This window comes from Enterobacter sp. PL_is511 (genome assembly GCF_055816065.1).
On sequence record NZ_JBVPGP010000018.1, the window covers coordinates 20,057 to 33,526 of the forward strand.

The 13,470-nt window shown below is 55.8% G+C and carries 13 protein-coding genes and 1 pseudogene; 6 read left to right on the forward strand and 8 right to left on the reverse strand.

Annotation, left to right across the window (positions count from 1 at the left end; translation table 11 throughout):
- The first annotated feature begins 104 nt into the window (after nucleotides 1-104).
- Nucleotides 105-1,385, forward strand: coding sequence for an MFS transporter (locus tag AC0TN7_RS05175; protein ID WP_370884544.1), 1,281 nt, complete (start codon nucleotides 105-107; stop codon nucleotides 1,383-1,385).
- A 28-nt stretch (nucleotides 1,386-1,413) separates the two neighbouring features.
- Nucleotides 1,414-2,388 (forward strand): glyoxylate/hydroxypyruvate reductase GhrB, encoded by a 975-nt coding sequence (gene ghrB / locus AC0TN7_RS05180; RefSeq protein ID WP_420277638.1) that lies wholly within the window; start codon nucleotides 1,414-1,416, stop codon nucleotides 2,386-2,388.
- Nucleotides 2,389-2,446: 58 nt separating this feature from the next.
- Here the strand turns inward: ghrB and cspE are convergent, their stop codons facing one another.
- Both cspE and AC0TN7_RS05190 read right to left on the reverse strand, forming a co-directional pair.
- On the reverse strand, nucleotides 2,447-2,659 hold the full coding sequence (cspE, locus tag AC0TN7_RS05185; RefSeq protein WP_003860775.1) for a transcription antiterminator/RNA stability regulator CspE: 213 nt from the start codon (nucleotides 2,657-2,659) through the stop codon (nucleotides 2,447-2,449).
- Nucleotides 2,660-2,904: 245 nt separating this feature from the next.
- Nucleotides 2,905-3,615: a DUF3053 domain-containing protein gene (locus tag AC0TN7_RS05190; RefSeq protein ID WP_024909075.1), complete on the reverse strand. Its 711-nt coding sequence runs from the start codon at nucleotides 3,613-3,615 to the stop codon at nucleotides 2,905-2,907.
- Between the two features lie 331 nt (nucleotides 3,616-3,946).
- Here AC0TN7_RS05190 and AC0TN7_RS05195 point away from each other — a divergent pair, with 331 nt between their 5' ends.
- The gene (locus tag AC0TN7_RS05195; RefSeq protein WP_008502755.1) at nucleotides 3,947-4,234 is read left to right on the forward strand and encodes an HTH-type transcriptional regulator; all 288 of its coding nucleotides are present in this window, start codon (nucleotides 3,947-3,949) and stop codon (nucleotides 4,232-4,234) included.
- A 39-nt stretch (nucleotides 4,235-4,273) separates the two neighbouring features.
- Here the strand turns inward: AC0TN7_RS05195 and AC0TN7_RS05200 are convergent, their stop codons facing one another.
- Nucleotides 4,274-5,893, reverse strand: a complete 1,620-nt coding sequence (locus tag AC0TN7_RS05200) for an ABC-F family ATP-binding cassette domain-containing protein (RefSeq protein WP_473701893.1) — start codon at nucleotides 5,891-5,893, stop codon at nucleotides 4,274-4,276.
- 840 nt (nucleotides 5,894-6,733) lie between these two features.
- Here AC0TN7_RS05200 and AC0TN7_RS05205 point away from each other — a divergent pair.
- Nucleotides 6,734-6,913 (forward strand): annotated as a pseudogene (locus tag AC0TN7_RS05205) (hypothetical protein); the annotation flags it as partial.
- A complete protein-coding gene (locus AC0TN7_RS05210; RefSeq protein WP_473701929.1) occupies nucleotides 6,874-7,251 on the forward strand; it encodes a hypothetical protein in 378 nt (125 codons plus the stop codon). The pseudogene AC0TN7_RS05205 and the gene AC0TN7_RS05210, both read left to right, overlap by 40 nt.
- 93 nt (nucleotides 7,252-7,344) lie before the next feature.
- Here AC0TN7_RS05210 and glyS read toward each other — a convergent pair whose 3' ends face one another.
- The 3 genes from glyS to AC0TN7_RS05225 all read right to left on the reverse strand — a co-directional run bounded on the left by glyS (nucleotide 7,345) and on the right by AC0TN7_RS05225 (nucleotide 10,801).
- Entirely contained in the window at nucleotides 7,345-9,414 is a 2,070-nt protein-coding gene (gene glyS / locus AC0TN7_RS05215; RefSeq protein ID WP_024909072.1) for a glycine--tRNA ligase subunit beta, read from the reverse strand.
- A gap of 9 nt (nucleotides 9,415-9,423) precedes the next feature.
- Nucleotides 9,424-10,335: a glycine--tRNA ligase subunit alpha gene (gene glyQ / locus AC0TN7_RS05220; RefSeq protein ID WP_003860141.1), complete on the reverse strand. Its 912-nt coding sequence runs from the start codon at nucleotides 10,333-10,335 to the stop codon at nucleotides 9,424-9,426.
- 160 nt (nucleotides 10,336-10,495) lie between these two features.
- Entirely contained in the window at nucleotides 10,496-10,801 is a 306-nt protein-coding gene (locus AC0TN7_RS05225) for a YsaB family lipoprotein (RefSeq protein WP_024909071.1), read from the reverse strand.
- A gap of 183 nt (nucleotides 10,802-10,984) precedes the next feature.
- Here AC0TN7_RS05225 and AC0TN7_RS05230 point away from each other — a divergent pair, with 183 nt between their 5' ends.
- Nucleotides 10,985-11,980, forward strand: a complete 996-nt coding sequence (locus tag AC0TN7_RS05230; protein WP_024909070.1) for an acyltransferase — start codon at nucleotides 10,985-10,987, stop codon at nucleotides 11,978-11,980.
- Here AC0TN7_RS05230 and AC0TN7_RS05235 read toward each other — a convergent pair.
- Together AC0TN7_RS05235 and AC0TN7_RS05240 are read right to left on the reverse strand one after the other, a co-directional pair.
- A complete protein-coding gene (locus tag AC0TN7_RS05235) occupies nucleotides 11,973-12,893 on the reverse strand; it encodes a GlxA family transcriptional regulator (RefSeq protein WP_024909069.1) in 921 nt (306 codons plus the stop codon). The genes AC0TN7_RS05230 and AC0TN7_RS05235 overlap by 8 nt on opposite strands.
- Nucleotides 12,893-13,432: an isochorismatase family protein gene (locus tag AC0TN7_RS05240; RefSeq protein WP_463727243.1), complete on the reverse strand. Its 540-nt coding sequence runs from the start codon at nucleotides 13,430-13,432 to the stop codon at nucleotides 12,893-12,895. The genes AC0TN7_RS05235 and AC0TN7_RS05240 overlap by 1 nt, the downstream gene beginning before the upstream one ends.
- Nucleotides 13,433-13,470: the final 38 nt, after the last annotated feature.

Sequence of the window (13,470 nt, forward strand, 5' to 3'; positions counted from 1 at the left end):
GTGGGAGAGGGCCAGGGTGAGGGCAACAAGCCGCACCAGATAATTAAGCCACCGTGTACCCTACAGACAACGGCGGTAACAACCTCAACAACAGAGGCAAGCCTATGAACAGTTCGACCAATGCAGTAAAACGCTGGTGGTACATCATGCCAATCGTGTTTATCACGTACAGCCTGGCGTACCTTGACCGTGCCAACTTCAGCTTCGCGTCCGCGGCGGGGATCACAGAGGACCTTGGCATCACAAAAGGTATCTCCTCCCTGCTGGGTGCCCTTTTCTTCCTGGGCTACTTCTTCTTCCAGATCCCCGGCGCGATTTATGCGGAACGCCGCAGCGTGCGTAAGCTGATCTTCATCTGTCTGATCCTGTGGGGCGCCTGCGCGTCACTGACCGGCATGGTGAACAATATTCCTGCCCTGGCCGCCATTCGCTTTATCCTCGGCGTCGTTGAGGCGGCGGTTATGCCCGCGATGCTGATCTACATCAGCAACTGGTTTACCAAATCTGAACGCTCGCGCGCGAATACCTTCCTGATCCTCGGTAACCCGGTCACGGTACTGTGGATGTCGGTGGTCTCCGGCTACCTGATCCAGTCCTTCGGCTGGCGCGAAATGTTTATCATCGAAGGGGTGCCGGCGATTATCTGGGCCTTCTGCTGGTGGGTGCTGGTGAAAGATAAACCTGCCCAGGCGAAATGGCTTTCCGAAGATGAAAAAGCGGCGCTGCAGGCGCAGCTGGACAAAGAACAGCAAGGTCTGAAGGCGGTACGTAACTATGGTGAAGCCTTCCGCTCGCGCAACGTGATCCTGCTCTGCGCGCAGTACTTTACCTGGAGCATTGGCGTGTACGGTTTTGTGCTGTGGCTGCCGTCCATTATCCGCAGCGGCGGTGAAAACCTCGGCATGGTCGAAGTAGGCTGGCTGTCATCCGTACCGTATCTGGCGGCAACCATCGCGATGATTATCGTTTCCTGGGCGTCGGACAAGCTGCAGAACCGCAAGCTGTTTGTCTGGCCGCTGCTGCTGATTGCTGCCTTCGCCTTTATTGGCTCCTGGGCCGTGGGCGCAAACCATTTCTGGGCCTCTTATACCCTGCTGGTGATTGCCGGTGCGGCCATGTACGCCCCTTACGGACCGTTCTTTGCCATCATTCCGGAGATGCTGCCGCGTAACGTTGCGGGTGGTGCAATGGCATTGATTAACAGCATGGGGGCACTGGGCTCGTTCTGCGGCTCCTGGTTCGTCGGTTACCTGAACGGTGCCACCGGCAGTCCGTCCGCATCTTACATCTTTATGGGGGTGGCGCTTTTCGCCTCGGTGTGGCTTACTCTGATTGTTAAGCCTGCTAATAATCAACAACACCCTGTCGGCGCTCGCCACGCCTGAATCCTTAAAAAAATCAACGGAGATTAGCATGAAGCCGTCCGTCATTTTGTATAAAGCACTGCCGGAAGACCTGCAGAAACGTCTTGAAGAACACTTCACCGTCACCCAGGTGAAGAACCTGCGCCCGGAAACCGTGGCACAGCACGCCGACGCGTTCGCCAGCGCCGAAGGCCTGCTGGGTTCAAGCGAGAAAGTGGATGTCGCCCTGCTGGAGAAAATGCCGAAGCTTCGTGCTACCTCTACCGTTTCCGTGGGTTACGACAACTTTGATGTGGACGCCCTTAACGTCCGCAAGATCCTGCTGATGCATACGCCGCATGCCCTGACGGAAACCGTGGCCGACACGCTGATGGCACTGATGCTCACCACAGCCCGTCGCGTAGTGGAAGTCGCCGAGCGCGTCAAAGCGGGCGAGTGGACAAAAAGCATTGGTCCGGACTGGTTCGGCGTGGACGTTCACGGTAAAACGCTGGGCATTGTCGGTATGGGGCGTATCGGGCTGGCACTGGCGCAGCGCGCGCATTTTGGTTTTAACATGCCGATTCTGTATAACGCGCGTCGCCACCACAGTGAAGCCGAAGAACGCTTCAACGCCCGTTACTGCGAGCTGGATACCCTGCTGCAGGAGGCCGATTTTGTCTGCCTTGTCCTGCCGCTGACGGACGAAACCCGTCATCTGATTGGCAAAGAGGCTTTTGAAAAGATGAAGACGTCAGCCATTTTCATCAACGCGGGTCGTGGCCCGGTGGTAGATGAGAAGGCGCTGATTGAGGCCCTGCAGAAAGGTGAGATCCATGCAGCAGGTCTGGACGTCTTTGAGCAGGAGCCGCTGCCGGTGGATTCGCCACTGCTTTCGCTGCCTAACGTGGTTGCGTTGCCGCACATCGGCTCAGCCACCCATGAGACGCGCTACAACATGGCGGCCACTGCGGTCGATAATCTCATCGCCGCCCTTAGCGGAAAGGTGGAGATAAACTGCGTGAACCCGCAGGTGCAACGATAGAAACGAAAAAACCCGCCAGAAGGCGGGTTTTTGAATTTTGTGCTACTGGGTTGGAAGCTTACAGGCTTACAACGTTACCAGCTGCTGGGCCTTTAGCGCCGCTTTCGATGGTGAAGGACACTTTCTGACCTTCGTCCAGAGATTTGTAGCCATCGTTCTGGATAGCAGAGAAGTGTACGAACACGTCTTTAGAGCCATCGTCAGGAGTGATGAAGCCGAAACCTTTATCAGCGTTGAACCATTTAACCAGACCAGTCATTTTAGCAGACATAGAAATTACCTTATTAACAAATATATTGTGCCTTCCGGCTTGATGGATTGCGTTACAGATTTTTAAGCGATGAAGGAAGGGTCACAACGAAGGGTATCTATGGATAACAATCTGGACTGCTTTACTAAACTGCTTTAGGTCTGTGTAACAAACCGACGGGGATAGTTATACCGATGTGGTAGAGGAATGACAAGCGTTATTTTCGCTATGCATAAAAAACCCCGCCAGAAGCGGGGTTTTTCGGTTTATTCTGTGGCAGTGACTGCGGCACTCCAGGCCTGGCTAAAGGCCTGATGCTGGGAGGCCAGCGGCCCAATCAGCGTATTGTACTGGCTTGCCTGCTGCGAGGTCGGGAACTGAATACCGTTGGCAACAAAGCTTACCTGCGTATTCTGCTGGGCGATAAAGTCACCCACCTGGACCAGCTGCTGCGTGAAGATTTGCGCGGCCGGGATCAGCGGTTGCAGCGCTTCAGACGGCTTGGTCACCACTTTCTCATACACTTTGTCGAAGACCGGTTTGAGATCGTCGCCCTGCTTCAGCGCAGAACGTGACGCGTCAGCCTGCATTTTCGCATTCTGCAACTGCTGGCTCAGCACGCCAAGCGCACCGTTGGACTGGCGAAGCGGTTCACGCTGCGTCATGTAATCCTGCGGAACGCGAATGGCGTTCACGCTATCCACCACGGGACGGATACCGGAATCCATCGCCTGGCTCACCTGCTGTGAATAACCATATAGAATGGCGTAATCGGACACGAAGGGGCCAAACTGTTTTTTCTGATCCGCAGTCAGCGTCGGCAACCGTTCGCCGCTGCGCATCACTGTATTCTGCAGAAAATCGATAAACGCTTTGCGCTGATCGCCTTCTTTATCAAAACACCCACTCAGGCTAACAACCATCAACAACGCCGCAATAGGCGCAAACCAGCGAGAGCAGGACTTTCCTGTCGCCATTTTATTACTCCTTTCACCCAAAAAAGCGCACACCGGCACACGCGTGCCCGACGCTGACAAGGATAGTCCAGGTCAGCCTTGCAAGATACTCTTTTCATGCAAAACGGCTATTGCCGATTTATTTCTTACCATTTACAAAAAAATACCTGGCGAAGCCGACATATGACTAATCAGGGAATTAGCATAACTATCCATATTGCTGAATCGGATACAGCGATCGTTACCGCACGATTAATCACACCCGTGACGATCCTGGGTTGGTATTAGGGACTATTCTTAATTGGCTCTCTGATGTTCTTGATCACGATGTGAGATTTAAGAGGAGTCCTCAATGGAATATAAAGATCCTGAGTTTGAACTGCTGAGCAGTCTGGAACAGATCATTTTTAAAGATGTACCGCAGACGATTACCCTGCAACAAAAATCCAATCCCTTTACAGAATATGAGCAATTGCGCAAAGGGACAGGATTGAAAACGGAAGAATTCGCCAGAGCGATGGGTGTCAGCGTGGCTATGGTGCAGGAGTGGGAGTCAAAACGAGAGAAACCCACCCCAACCGAGTTAAGGCTGATGCGCCTGATTCAGGCCAACCCTGCACTCAGCAAACAGATAGCGTAGTGAAGATTGAATGCCCCCGCCTTTGCGGGGGCTTGTGTTTTAAAGGCTATCACAACGCCAGCCCGCCTCTTCCCACACCAGCTCATGCGTTAATGTTAATCCTCTTAGAAAAGCCTCATCGTGTGATACCACCAGCAGAGCCCCGGGGAAACCGGCCAGCGCGGCTTCAATGGCCTGGACCGAGGCCAGATCCAGATGGTTGGTCGGTTCATCCAGCAGCAGAAGCTGCGTGGACTCCGCGCGCCACAGCACGCAGGCCAGGGCGGCCTTAAGACGCTCGCCGCCGCTGAGCTCCGCCAGCGGGAGCATCACTTTGTCAGCTCCCAGTTGAAGCTGCGCCAGACGGGTTCGCAATACCCCCTCTTCCAGAGGCGTATGATTCAGGTTGAGATGCGTCATGACCGACTGCGAAAGATCGAGCCGGGACAGATGTTGATCGAGATAAGCGCAGCTGACGGATACCTTACAGGTACCCGAACGGGGAGCAATCTCGCCGAGGAGGGTTTTTAACAGCGTCGATTTTCCGCAGCCGTTCGGCCCCTTTAACGCCACGCGCATCGGTCCATCCATCCGCCAGTTGAGCGGAGGAACAGGCACATGCGGCAGCACCAGATCCTCCAGCACCAATACCTGCTTCCCCTCCGGGATCTGACTCCCCGGCAGGGTGAACATGACCGGGTTATCGTCTTCAACGCGTTCACGCGCCTTGTTAACCGCGGCGTTCAGCGCTTCATTTTGCTCGCTGTGCTGTTTTTTCCAGGAGCCGATCCGCTCCTTTGCCGCGCCTTTATATTTGACCCGCTCGAACGACGCGATATTCAGGGTATCGACGGTGCGCAATGTCTTTGCCGAACGCCGCTGGCTGTCGTCATGCTCTTTTTGCATGCGTACCCGAGTGCGTTTTCGCTCGGTTGCAGCATGCTCCAGCGCCGCGCGGGCCGCCTGCTGTTCGGCATCGCGCTGGGTTTGATAATCCGCATAATTCCCGCCGTAGCTGCGCAGACCCGAGGCGCTCAGCTCAAGGATACGGGGTACCTGAGCCAGTAACTCACGGTCATGGGAGGCCACCAGTACTCCGCCCTGATACCGACTCAACTGGTCGTAGAACCACGCCCGGCCTTGTCGATCCAGATGGTTAGTGGGTTCGTCCAGCAGCAGGAAATCCGCTTTCGCCGTAAACGCCCCACACAGCAGGGCGCGAATGCGCTCGCCGCCGCTGAGTTCAATGGCGGGCTTATCCGGATCAAACGGTGGGAGCTGCGCATTCATAAACGCCTCGCCCAGGCGCTCAGCGACATCCCAGTGGCCATCGAGCAACGCCAGATCGTCAGGCTGGTAATCGCCGCTGTCGATGCGCTTACGCGCCTTAAAAATCGCGTCATACCCGAGCAGTTCAGCCAGCGCCGTCTGCGGAGAAATAGCGTGCTGCTGCGCCACCCAGGCATGCGAGCCAAAGCGTTCAATATGACCGGTAGCCGGTTCGTCCATCCCCGCCAGCAGACGCAGCAGACGCGTTTTCCCGCTGCCGTTGCGGCCAACCAGCGCGCACAGGGAGGGTTCCAGCGTGAGATTCAGCGGACCAAAAAGAATATCGCCCGTCGGAAACTGACAGGTGACCTGATGCAAAATAAAAGAAGGGGACTGCGCAAAATGAGCCATAGCACTCCTGAATGAAATCAAAACATCCCCTGCCGACGCGGTAGCGTTTAGCAAGGATCGAAATTCATCAGTCGTGTTTGTTCATTTTTGGGGGGCGCTCCAGCGCGAGAAAGTTAACGGGATAAGGATAGCGGTAATGGGTTGACCATTTCAAGGTTAAATTTTGGGCGACTTATACACCCTCTCCCTTTGGGCTGAGGGATCCCCACAAATTAATGCGAGCAGTGAACAATCCCCTCGCCCCTTTGGGGAGAGGGTTAGGGTGAGGGGGAGCATACGGCTCTGGTGGTCATTCCGTTCACTTTATGTTCCTTGCTACTCTGTAACGACAATACCCGTGAACGTGCCAGGGTGGCTCAGTCGCCACCACCCTGGCTACCCGGGCTCCCGGCGGTAAATCGCCGCTACGCGGTACCTTCGGCTTATTCCTTCCGGCTTATCGGGGACGGGCGGAGGTAACATCCCTGTAAAGCCCGCCCTCTCGGCGCATCCATGCGCCTCGCCCCGGCCTGCAGGAAACGCCTCAGCGATTTAAAGCCGGACCATAGCGTCGCTGTAAGACCTCTGCCCGCAGTATGCTTTTCATTGCGGTAATTTTGCGAGTCTCTTTCCAGAAATGGTAATATCCTCAGTGGCATAGCTCAAATCTATTGCCGCCTGTCTTGATGAGCAGTAAGTTCTCTTTGCACCTGCAAAATCAGGTGCCGGGTTTAGCATCCTGGCTTATCTTATCGGCGGCACATTATGTGCAGCATGCTTTGCTACATCTCAATGGTGGGCTGAGCAGGGGCATCGAAAGATGCGCCGGTATCCGATAAGGCCGGTAATGCTAACTCTGTTCAGTCCACCACCAGCGAAGTTAGCATTTCCGGTGGTGGAAGCTTTATCACTTATCGGAGGCTGCCAATATGGCTACTACCCCAACCCAAGCTCATTCTTTATTCACCCTGCCCTTCAACCACGCCACCGACTTCACCGAACTGGCGGATAACTGCGAACGTTTTACCGACGCACTGGTAGATTGCGAAGAACCCGCCCCAAAAATGGCGCTTTACGGCAGACTTTATGCCTGTCTGAATCTTCTGCAACCCACGCTTCTGGAACCTATTCCGGACGCTTTAAAAGCCAGCCTGACCGTGAAGGAACTCCCGTCACGCGTTCCGGCTTTTGAACCCGAGTGCGATCAGCTGGGGCGCTACTGTCAGGAGCTTACGCAGATGCTGATGAACGGCTCACTGCCGCGACAATCTGAAATCGTGATGGAAGATTTGCTGTGCGAGCTGGTCAGCTACTTTGCTGATACGCTGAAGGCACCGCGCTGGCTGCAGACAGACGAAGGCACAATCGAGATCGGCTAAACCTGCCGGATGGCGCTGCGCTTATCCGGCCTACAAAAGACCCATAAAAAAACCCGCCGAAGCGGGTTTTTAGCATGTGTAACAGCGGATACATTACTGCAGCAGCGAAATATCCGCCACGCGCAGGAACAGCTCACGCAGTTTCTCGAGCATAGAGAGACGGTTAATACGCAGCTCTTTATCTTCTACGTTCACCATCACTTTCTCGAAGAAGGCGTCGATAACGTCACGCAGCTCAGCCAGCTCCACCAGCGCTTCCTGGTAGCGACCTTCCGCGAAGTACGGCTCGAGCTTGTCGCGCAGCACCACAACCTGCATCGCCAGGGCGATCTCTTCCGGCTCTTTCAGCGTCGCGGCGTTTACGCGCTCGTTCAGCGTCTCGTCGGATTTCGCCAGAATGTTGGATACACGCTTGTTGGCCGCGGCCAGGGCAGATGCCGCTTCCAGCGTACGGAAGTGGGAAACCGCCTTCATACGCGCATCGAAATCAGCCGGACGGGTCGGACGACGCGCCAGCACTGCCTGGATGGTGTCAACGGTGTAACCTTCGTCCTGATACCACGCACGGAAACGACCGAGCATGAAGTCGATCACGTCATCCACCACGTTCGCGTTGGTCAACTTGTCGCCGTACAGACGCACCGCTTCTTCGGTCAAGGTCTGCAGATCCAGGTTCAGGTTCTTCTCAACGATGATACGCAGCACGCCGAGCGCAGCACGACGCAGCGCAAACGGGTCTTTGTCGCCTTTCGGATGCTGACCGATACCAAAGATACCCGCCAGGGTGTCCATCTTATCGGCAATCGCTACAGCACAGGCAACCGGGTTGGACGGCAGTTCGTCACCCGCAAAGCGCGGCTGATACTGCTCGTTCAGGGCCACAGCCACGTCTTCCGCTTCGCCATCGTGACGCGCGTAGTGCATGCCCATGACGCCCTGGGTGTCGGTAAATTCGAACACCATGTTGGTCATCAGGTCGCACTTGGACAGCAGACCCGCACGCGTCGCGTGGTTAACGTCCGCACCAATTTCACGGGCAATCCAGCCGGACAGCTCCGCGATACGGTCGGTCTTGTCGCGCAGAGTACCCAGTTGCTGCTGGAACAGCACGGTCTGCAGGCGCGGCAGGTTATCTTCCAGACGTTTTTTACGGTCGGTATTGAAGAAGAACTCGGCATCCGCCAGACGTGGGCGCACCACTTTCTCGTTACCGGAGATAATCTGGATCGGATCTTTCGATTCGATGTTCGCCACAAAGATGAAGTTTGGCAGCAGCTTGCCGTCGTTGGCATAGACCGGGAAGTACTTCTGGTCACCCTTCATGGTGTACACCAGCGCTTCAGCCGGTACGGCCAGGAATTTCTCTTCAAACTTCGCGGTCAGCACAACCGGCCATTCAACCAGAGAGGTCACTTCTTCCAGCAGGCTTTCGCTCAGGTCGGCGTTACCGCCAATCTGGCGCGCCGCTTCTTCGGCATCCGCTTTGATTTTGGCTTTACGCTGTTCGTAGTCGGCAATAACTTTACCGCGCTCCAGCAGGATTTGCGGATACTGGTCGGCATTGTCGATAGTGAACTCAGGCTCGCCCATAAAGCGGTGGCCGCGGATCACGCGATCGGACGCCACGCCCAGAATGGTGGCCGGAATAACGGTGTCGCCCAGCAGCAGGGTCACGGTGTGAACCGGACGCACGAAGTGCACGTCAGACGCGCCCCAGCGCATCAGCTTAGGAATCGGCAGCTTCGCCAGAGACGTGGCAATCATGTCCGGCAGCAGCGCTTCCGCGCTTTCGCCCTTCACGTGCGCACGGTACAGCAGCCACTCGCCTTTATCCGTGGTCAAACGCTCGGCCTGATCAACGGTGATGCCGCAGCCGCGCGCCCAGCCTTCAGCCGCTTTGCTCGGTTTGCCTTCCGCGTCAAAGGCCTGGGCAATCGCCGGGCCACGTTTTTCGACTTCGCGATCCGGCTGAGACGCCGCCAGATTTGCCACTTTCAGCGCCAGACGGCGCGGTGCAGCAAACCACTCAATGTTACCGTGTGCCAGGCCAGCGTTATCCAGCTCGGCAGTCACGTTCGCAGCGAAAGATTCAGCCAGGCTGCGCAGGGCTTTTGGTGGCAGCTCTTCGGTGCCGATTTCCACCAGGAAAGTTTTCTCAGACATGGCCGCCTCTTATTTGTTTCGGTTGCACATCGGGAAGCCAAGGGCTTCACGGGACGCGTAGTAAGCTTCTGCAACGGCTTTGGTCAGGGTACGAATACGCAGGATGTAGCGCTGACGTTCAGTCACGGAGATGGCTTTGCGGGCGTCCAGCAGGTTGAAGCTGTGGGCGGCCTTCAGAATACGCTCGTAGGCAGGCAGCGGCAGCGGAGTCTCCAGCGCCAGCAGCTGCTGCGCTTCTTTCTCGTACTGCTCGAAGCAGGTGAACAGGAAGTCCACGTCTGCGTATTCGAAGTTATAGGTGGATTGCTCCACTTCGTTCTGATGGAACACGTCGCCGTAGGTGGTTTTACCCAGCGGGCCGTCGCTCCAGACCAGGTCGTAAACGCTGTCTACGCCCTGAATGTACATCGCCAGACGTTCCAGACCGTAGGTGATTTCACCGGTGATCGGCTTACATTCCAGACCACCCACCTGCTGGAAGTAGGTGAACTGGGTCACTTCCATGCCGTTCAGCCACACTTCCCAACCCAGACCCCAGGCACCCAGCGTTGGGTTTTCCCAGTTATCTTCCACGAAACGGATGTCGTGGATGGTTGGATCCATACCCAGCTCTTTCAGCGACCCGAGGTACAGTTCCTGAATGTTGTCGGGTGATGGCTTAATCACCACCTGGAACTGATAGTAATGCTGCAGACGGTTCGGGTTCTCACCGTAACGACCATCGGTCGGACGACGGGAAGGCTGCACATAAGCAGTCGCCATTGGCTCTGGACCCAACGCGCGTAAGCTGGTCATCGGGTGTGAAGTGCCGGCGCCGACTTCCATGTCCAAAGGTTGAACAATGGTACAGCCCTGACGAGCCCAGTAATCCTGTAAGGTCAGGATCAGGCCCTGGAAGGTCTTGGTATCAAACTTTTGCATAGTATTTCGTGCTGGATACGTGTGGTTTTAAATGGAAGGGACCAGTATACCCGCTGGCTGCAAGATATACAGTACGAAACGGGGTTGTTTAGGGAAAATTGGGAAATAAGCCTTCCGGCCAGAACGCTGACGGCGTCTGGCTGTTGATTATACGAGCAGGCTAGCGCATGGAGAGGTGTAAAAACTGGCCGTCCGCATCAAACGAGCAGACAAAGCCCTCTTTGCGCGACGTATGGCCCCGCAGCTCATAGCTGCCCTGAAAACGTTCAAAGCCGGTGACATCAATTTTCTGCACGTCCGAGTTATAGCGGCGAGCAGCCCGATCTTTACAGAGCGCTTCCATATTCAGTGAACGTTCCGGGCTCATTTTACCCTGCTGCGCTTTTTGCACAGGGGCTTCCTGTGGCGCACTGCATCCCGCCAGGATCAACAGCAGAAAGAGTGACGCCACACGCTTCATCATCATTTTTATTACCGCCCTGGTCAGTGGCTGTTATTTTTAGTATCAACGCTTTTATAGATTATGGTCCGGCATTCTGCGAATCTCGTGGCCTCCCGACAAGCCTGCGGAATAAAACTCAGAATTTTCCAAACGAAGACATTTGGACAATGGGAGTCACACTCAATTTACAGGGAATACGAGGAACTGATGCAGTCAAAAATTAACTGGATTGATAACCTGCGAGGAATAGCCTGTCTGATGGTGGTCATGATCCACACGACGACCTGGTATGTCACGAATGCGCACAGCATCAGCCCCGTTAACTGGGATATCGCCAATATTCTCAACTCTGCGTCGCGCGTCAGCGTGCCGCTGTTCTTTATGATTTCCGGCTTTCTCTTTTTTGGCGAGCGCAGCGCGCAGCCGAGGCACTTCATCCGCATCGCGGCCTGCCTGGGGTTCTACAGTGCCGTTGCCTTGCTCTATATCACTCTGTTCACCTCAATAAACGCCGGACTATCGCTGAAATACGTGCTGCAAAAACCGGTGTTCTACCACCTGTGGTTCTTCTTCGCCATTATCGTTATCTATCTGGTCTCCCCGCTCATCCAGGTAAAAAACGTCAGCGGTAAAATGCTGCTGGCCCTGATGGTGGTGGCTGGCATTATTGCCAACCCGAATACGCTCTCACAGAAAATCGACGGATTTGAGTGGCTGCCGGTCAATCTCTATATCAACGGCGATACTTTTTACTACGTGCTTTACGGCATGCTGGGGCGTGCCATCGGGATGATGGATACGCAAAAACGCGGTCTGAACTGGCTCTGCGGGGCGCTGTTTATCGCTGGGGTGGCGGTGATTTCACGCGGGACGCTGCACGAGCTGCAGTGGCGCGGCAATTTTGCCGATACCTGGTATCTGTATTGCGGGCCGATGGTCTTTATCTGTGCCGTCTCGCTGCTCACGCTCGCCAAAAACACCCTGAACGCGCGTCCCCTGCCCGTGCTGAGTCTTATCTCGCAGCACTCTCTCGGGATTTACGGTTTTCACGCGCTGGTGATCCACGCGCTGCGCACGAGAGGCATTGAGCTAAAAAGCTGGCCGGCGCTGGATATCGTCTGGATTTTTGCCGCCACGCTGGCGATCAGCCTGCTGCTGTCGATGCTGCTGCAAAAAATCGACGCTCGCCGCTTCGTCAGCTAATGCTTCGCTGCCGGGCGCGATGATACTGGCGCGGGGAGGAAAACCCTGCCGCCAGTGAAGCCTGCTCCACGCCGCGCCCCTGCAATAGCCACTGCTCCGCTACCGCCAGACGCAGTTGCTCCAGATAATCGCGAACGCTAATCCCTAAATGTGACTGAAAAAGCCGGGTGAGATGGCGCGGGCTGACGTGCGCCAGCGCGGCGATATCAGGCAAGCTCCACGTTTTTTGTGGCTCGGCCGTGAGCGCATCCTGCGCCCGATGAATCGCCGGATGAAGATGATTGCGGTAGCGTAGCCACGGGGAGAGCTGGGGATCGTCACCGGAACGGCGGAACCAGACCACCATCTCGCGCGCCACGGCCAGCGCCTTTTCGGGACCGCACAGGCGGTTAATCATATGCAGCGCCAGATCGATGCCAGACGTGATCCCCGCGCTGGTCCAGATGTTCTCATCCTGCACAAAGATGCGGTTTTCTTTAATCGTCGCCGTGGGAGCTGCGGTGCGTAAACGGCTGATAACGTCATGGTGGGTGGTGCACTGCCGATTGTTCAGCAGGCCCGACTTCGCCGCCAGTAAGGCTCCGGAACAGACGCACATCACCGTGATATCCCGGCGCTGAATGACCGGCTGCAGGCGCATCAGCCAGTGCTGTATCTGTAACGCCTGTGGTGTCGAAAACTGACTGCGGGAGTCGCTCACGCCGGGCAATACCAGCAGGCTCCCCTCAGGAAGCCTTTCCGGTAACGGCTGGATGCCGCTCATCGTCAGGCCTATCGACGTCGGAACCTCCGCTTGTGGGCCGATGTAATGCAGACGAAACGCGTCGCCAGCCAGCACAAAGGTCTCTGCCGGGCCGGTCATGTCTAATGACAGCACACCGGGCAACATCACGAACCAAACGTCGATGCTCATTACAGGGACTCCAGCGTCTCCGCTACCGTTTTAATCTCGGCAAAACGCCCCGAAAGTACCGTCTCGGTACGGTGGCGAATTTCCGCTGCGCTCAGGGTAATGCCCCTGTACGTCATCGGAAACGTCAGCGTTGCCTCACTGACAAAGGTCACAGCATAACCCAGATCGGATGCCACCCGGGCGGTGGTTTCGCAGCATTGCTCAGTGCGAATGCCGCAGATAATCAGCTGGTTGATATCACGCTCGCGCAGCCAGCGATCGAGCCCGGTATCCGTGAAGGCATTATGGACGTGTTTCTGGAAAACCACATCCGGCTGATGACGTAAAAAGGCCATCGGTTTGACAAACCCGCTCTCCAGGGTAAAGGGACCGTCTTCATCCACATGAAAAATATCAACAACCGGAATATTGCGCGCCTGGCAGCCTTCAATCAGCCCCAGCATCGCCTGCTGAAAGGCAGGGATATCGCTTTCCTGCCAGTAATTGCGGTGGTGAAATGACTGCTGAGTATCGATGTTGATTAATGCAATGCGTGACATGATGAATCTCCTTGCCCGTGGGTGTAACACCATACTGG

Coding starts and splice junctions, on each gene's coding strand:
- AC0TN7_RS05175 (WP_370884544.1), top strand. CDS start 105: ATGAACAGTTCGACCAATGCAGTAAAACGCTGGTGGTACATCATGCCA.
- ghrB (WP_420277638.1), top strand. CDS start 1,414: ATGAAGCCGTCCGTCATTTTGTATAAAGCACTGCCGGAAGACCTGCAG.
- cspE (WP_003860775.1), bottom strand. CDS start 2,659: ATGTCTGCTAAAATGACTGGTCTGGTTAAATGGTTCAACGCTGATAAA.
- AC0TN7_RS05190 (WP_024909075.1), bottom strand. CDS start 3,615: ATGGCGACAGGAAAGTCCTGCTCTCGCTGGTTTGCGCCTATTGCGGCG.
- AC0TN7_RS05195 (WP_008502755.1), top strand. CDS start 3,947: ATGGAATATAAAGATCCTGAGTTTGAACTGCTGAGCAGTCTGGAACAG.
- AC0TN7_RS05200 (WP_473701893.1), bottom strand. CDS start 5,893: ATGGCTCATTTTGCGCAGTCCCCTTCTTTTATTTTGCATCAGGTCACC.
- glyS (WP_024909072.1), bottom strand. CDS start 9,414: ATGTCTGAGAAAACTTTCCTGGTGGAAATCGGCACCGAAGAGCTGCCA.
- glyQ (WP_003860141.1), bottom strand. CDS start 10,335: ATGCAAAAGTTTGATACCAAGACCTTCCAGGGCCTGATCCTGACCTTA.
- AC0TN7_RS05225 (WP_024909071.1), bottom strand. CDS start 10,801: ATGATGATGAAGCGTGTGGCGTCACTCTTTCTGCTGTTGATCCTGGCG.
- AC0TN7_RS05230 (WP_024909070.1), top strand. CDS start 10,985: ATGCAGTCAAAAATTAACTGGATTGATAACCTGCGAGGAATAGCCTGT.
- AC0TN7_RS05235 (WP_024909069.1), bottom strand. CDS start 12,893: ATGAGCATCGACGTTTGGTTCGTGATGTTGCCCGGTGTGCTGTCATTA.
- AC0TN7_RS05240 (WP_463727243.1), bottom strand. CDS start 13,432: ATGTCACGCATTGCATTAATCAACATCGATACTCAGCAGTCATTTCAC.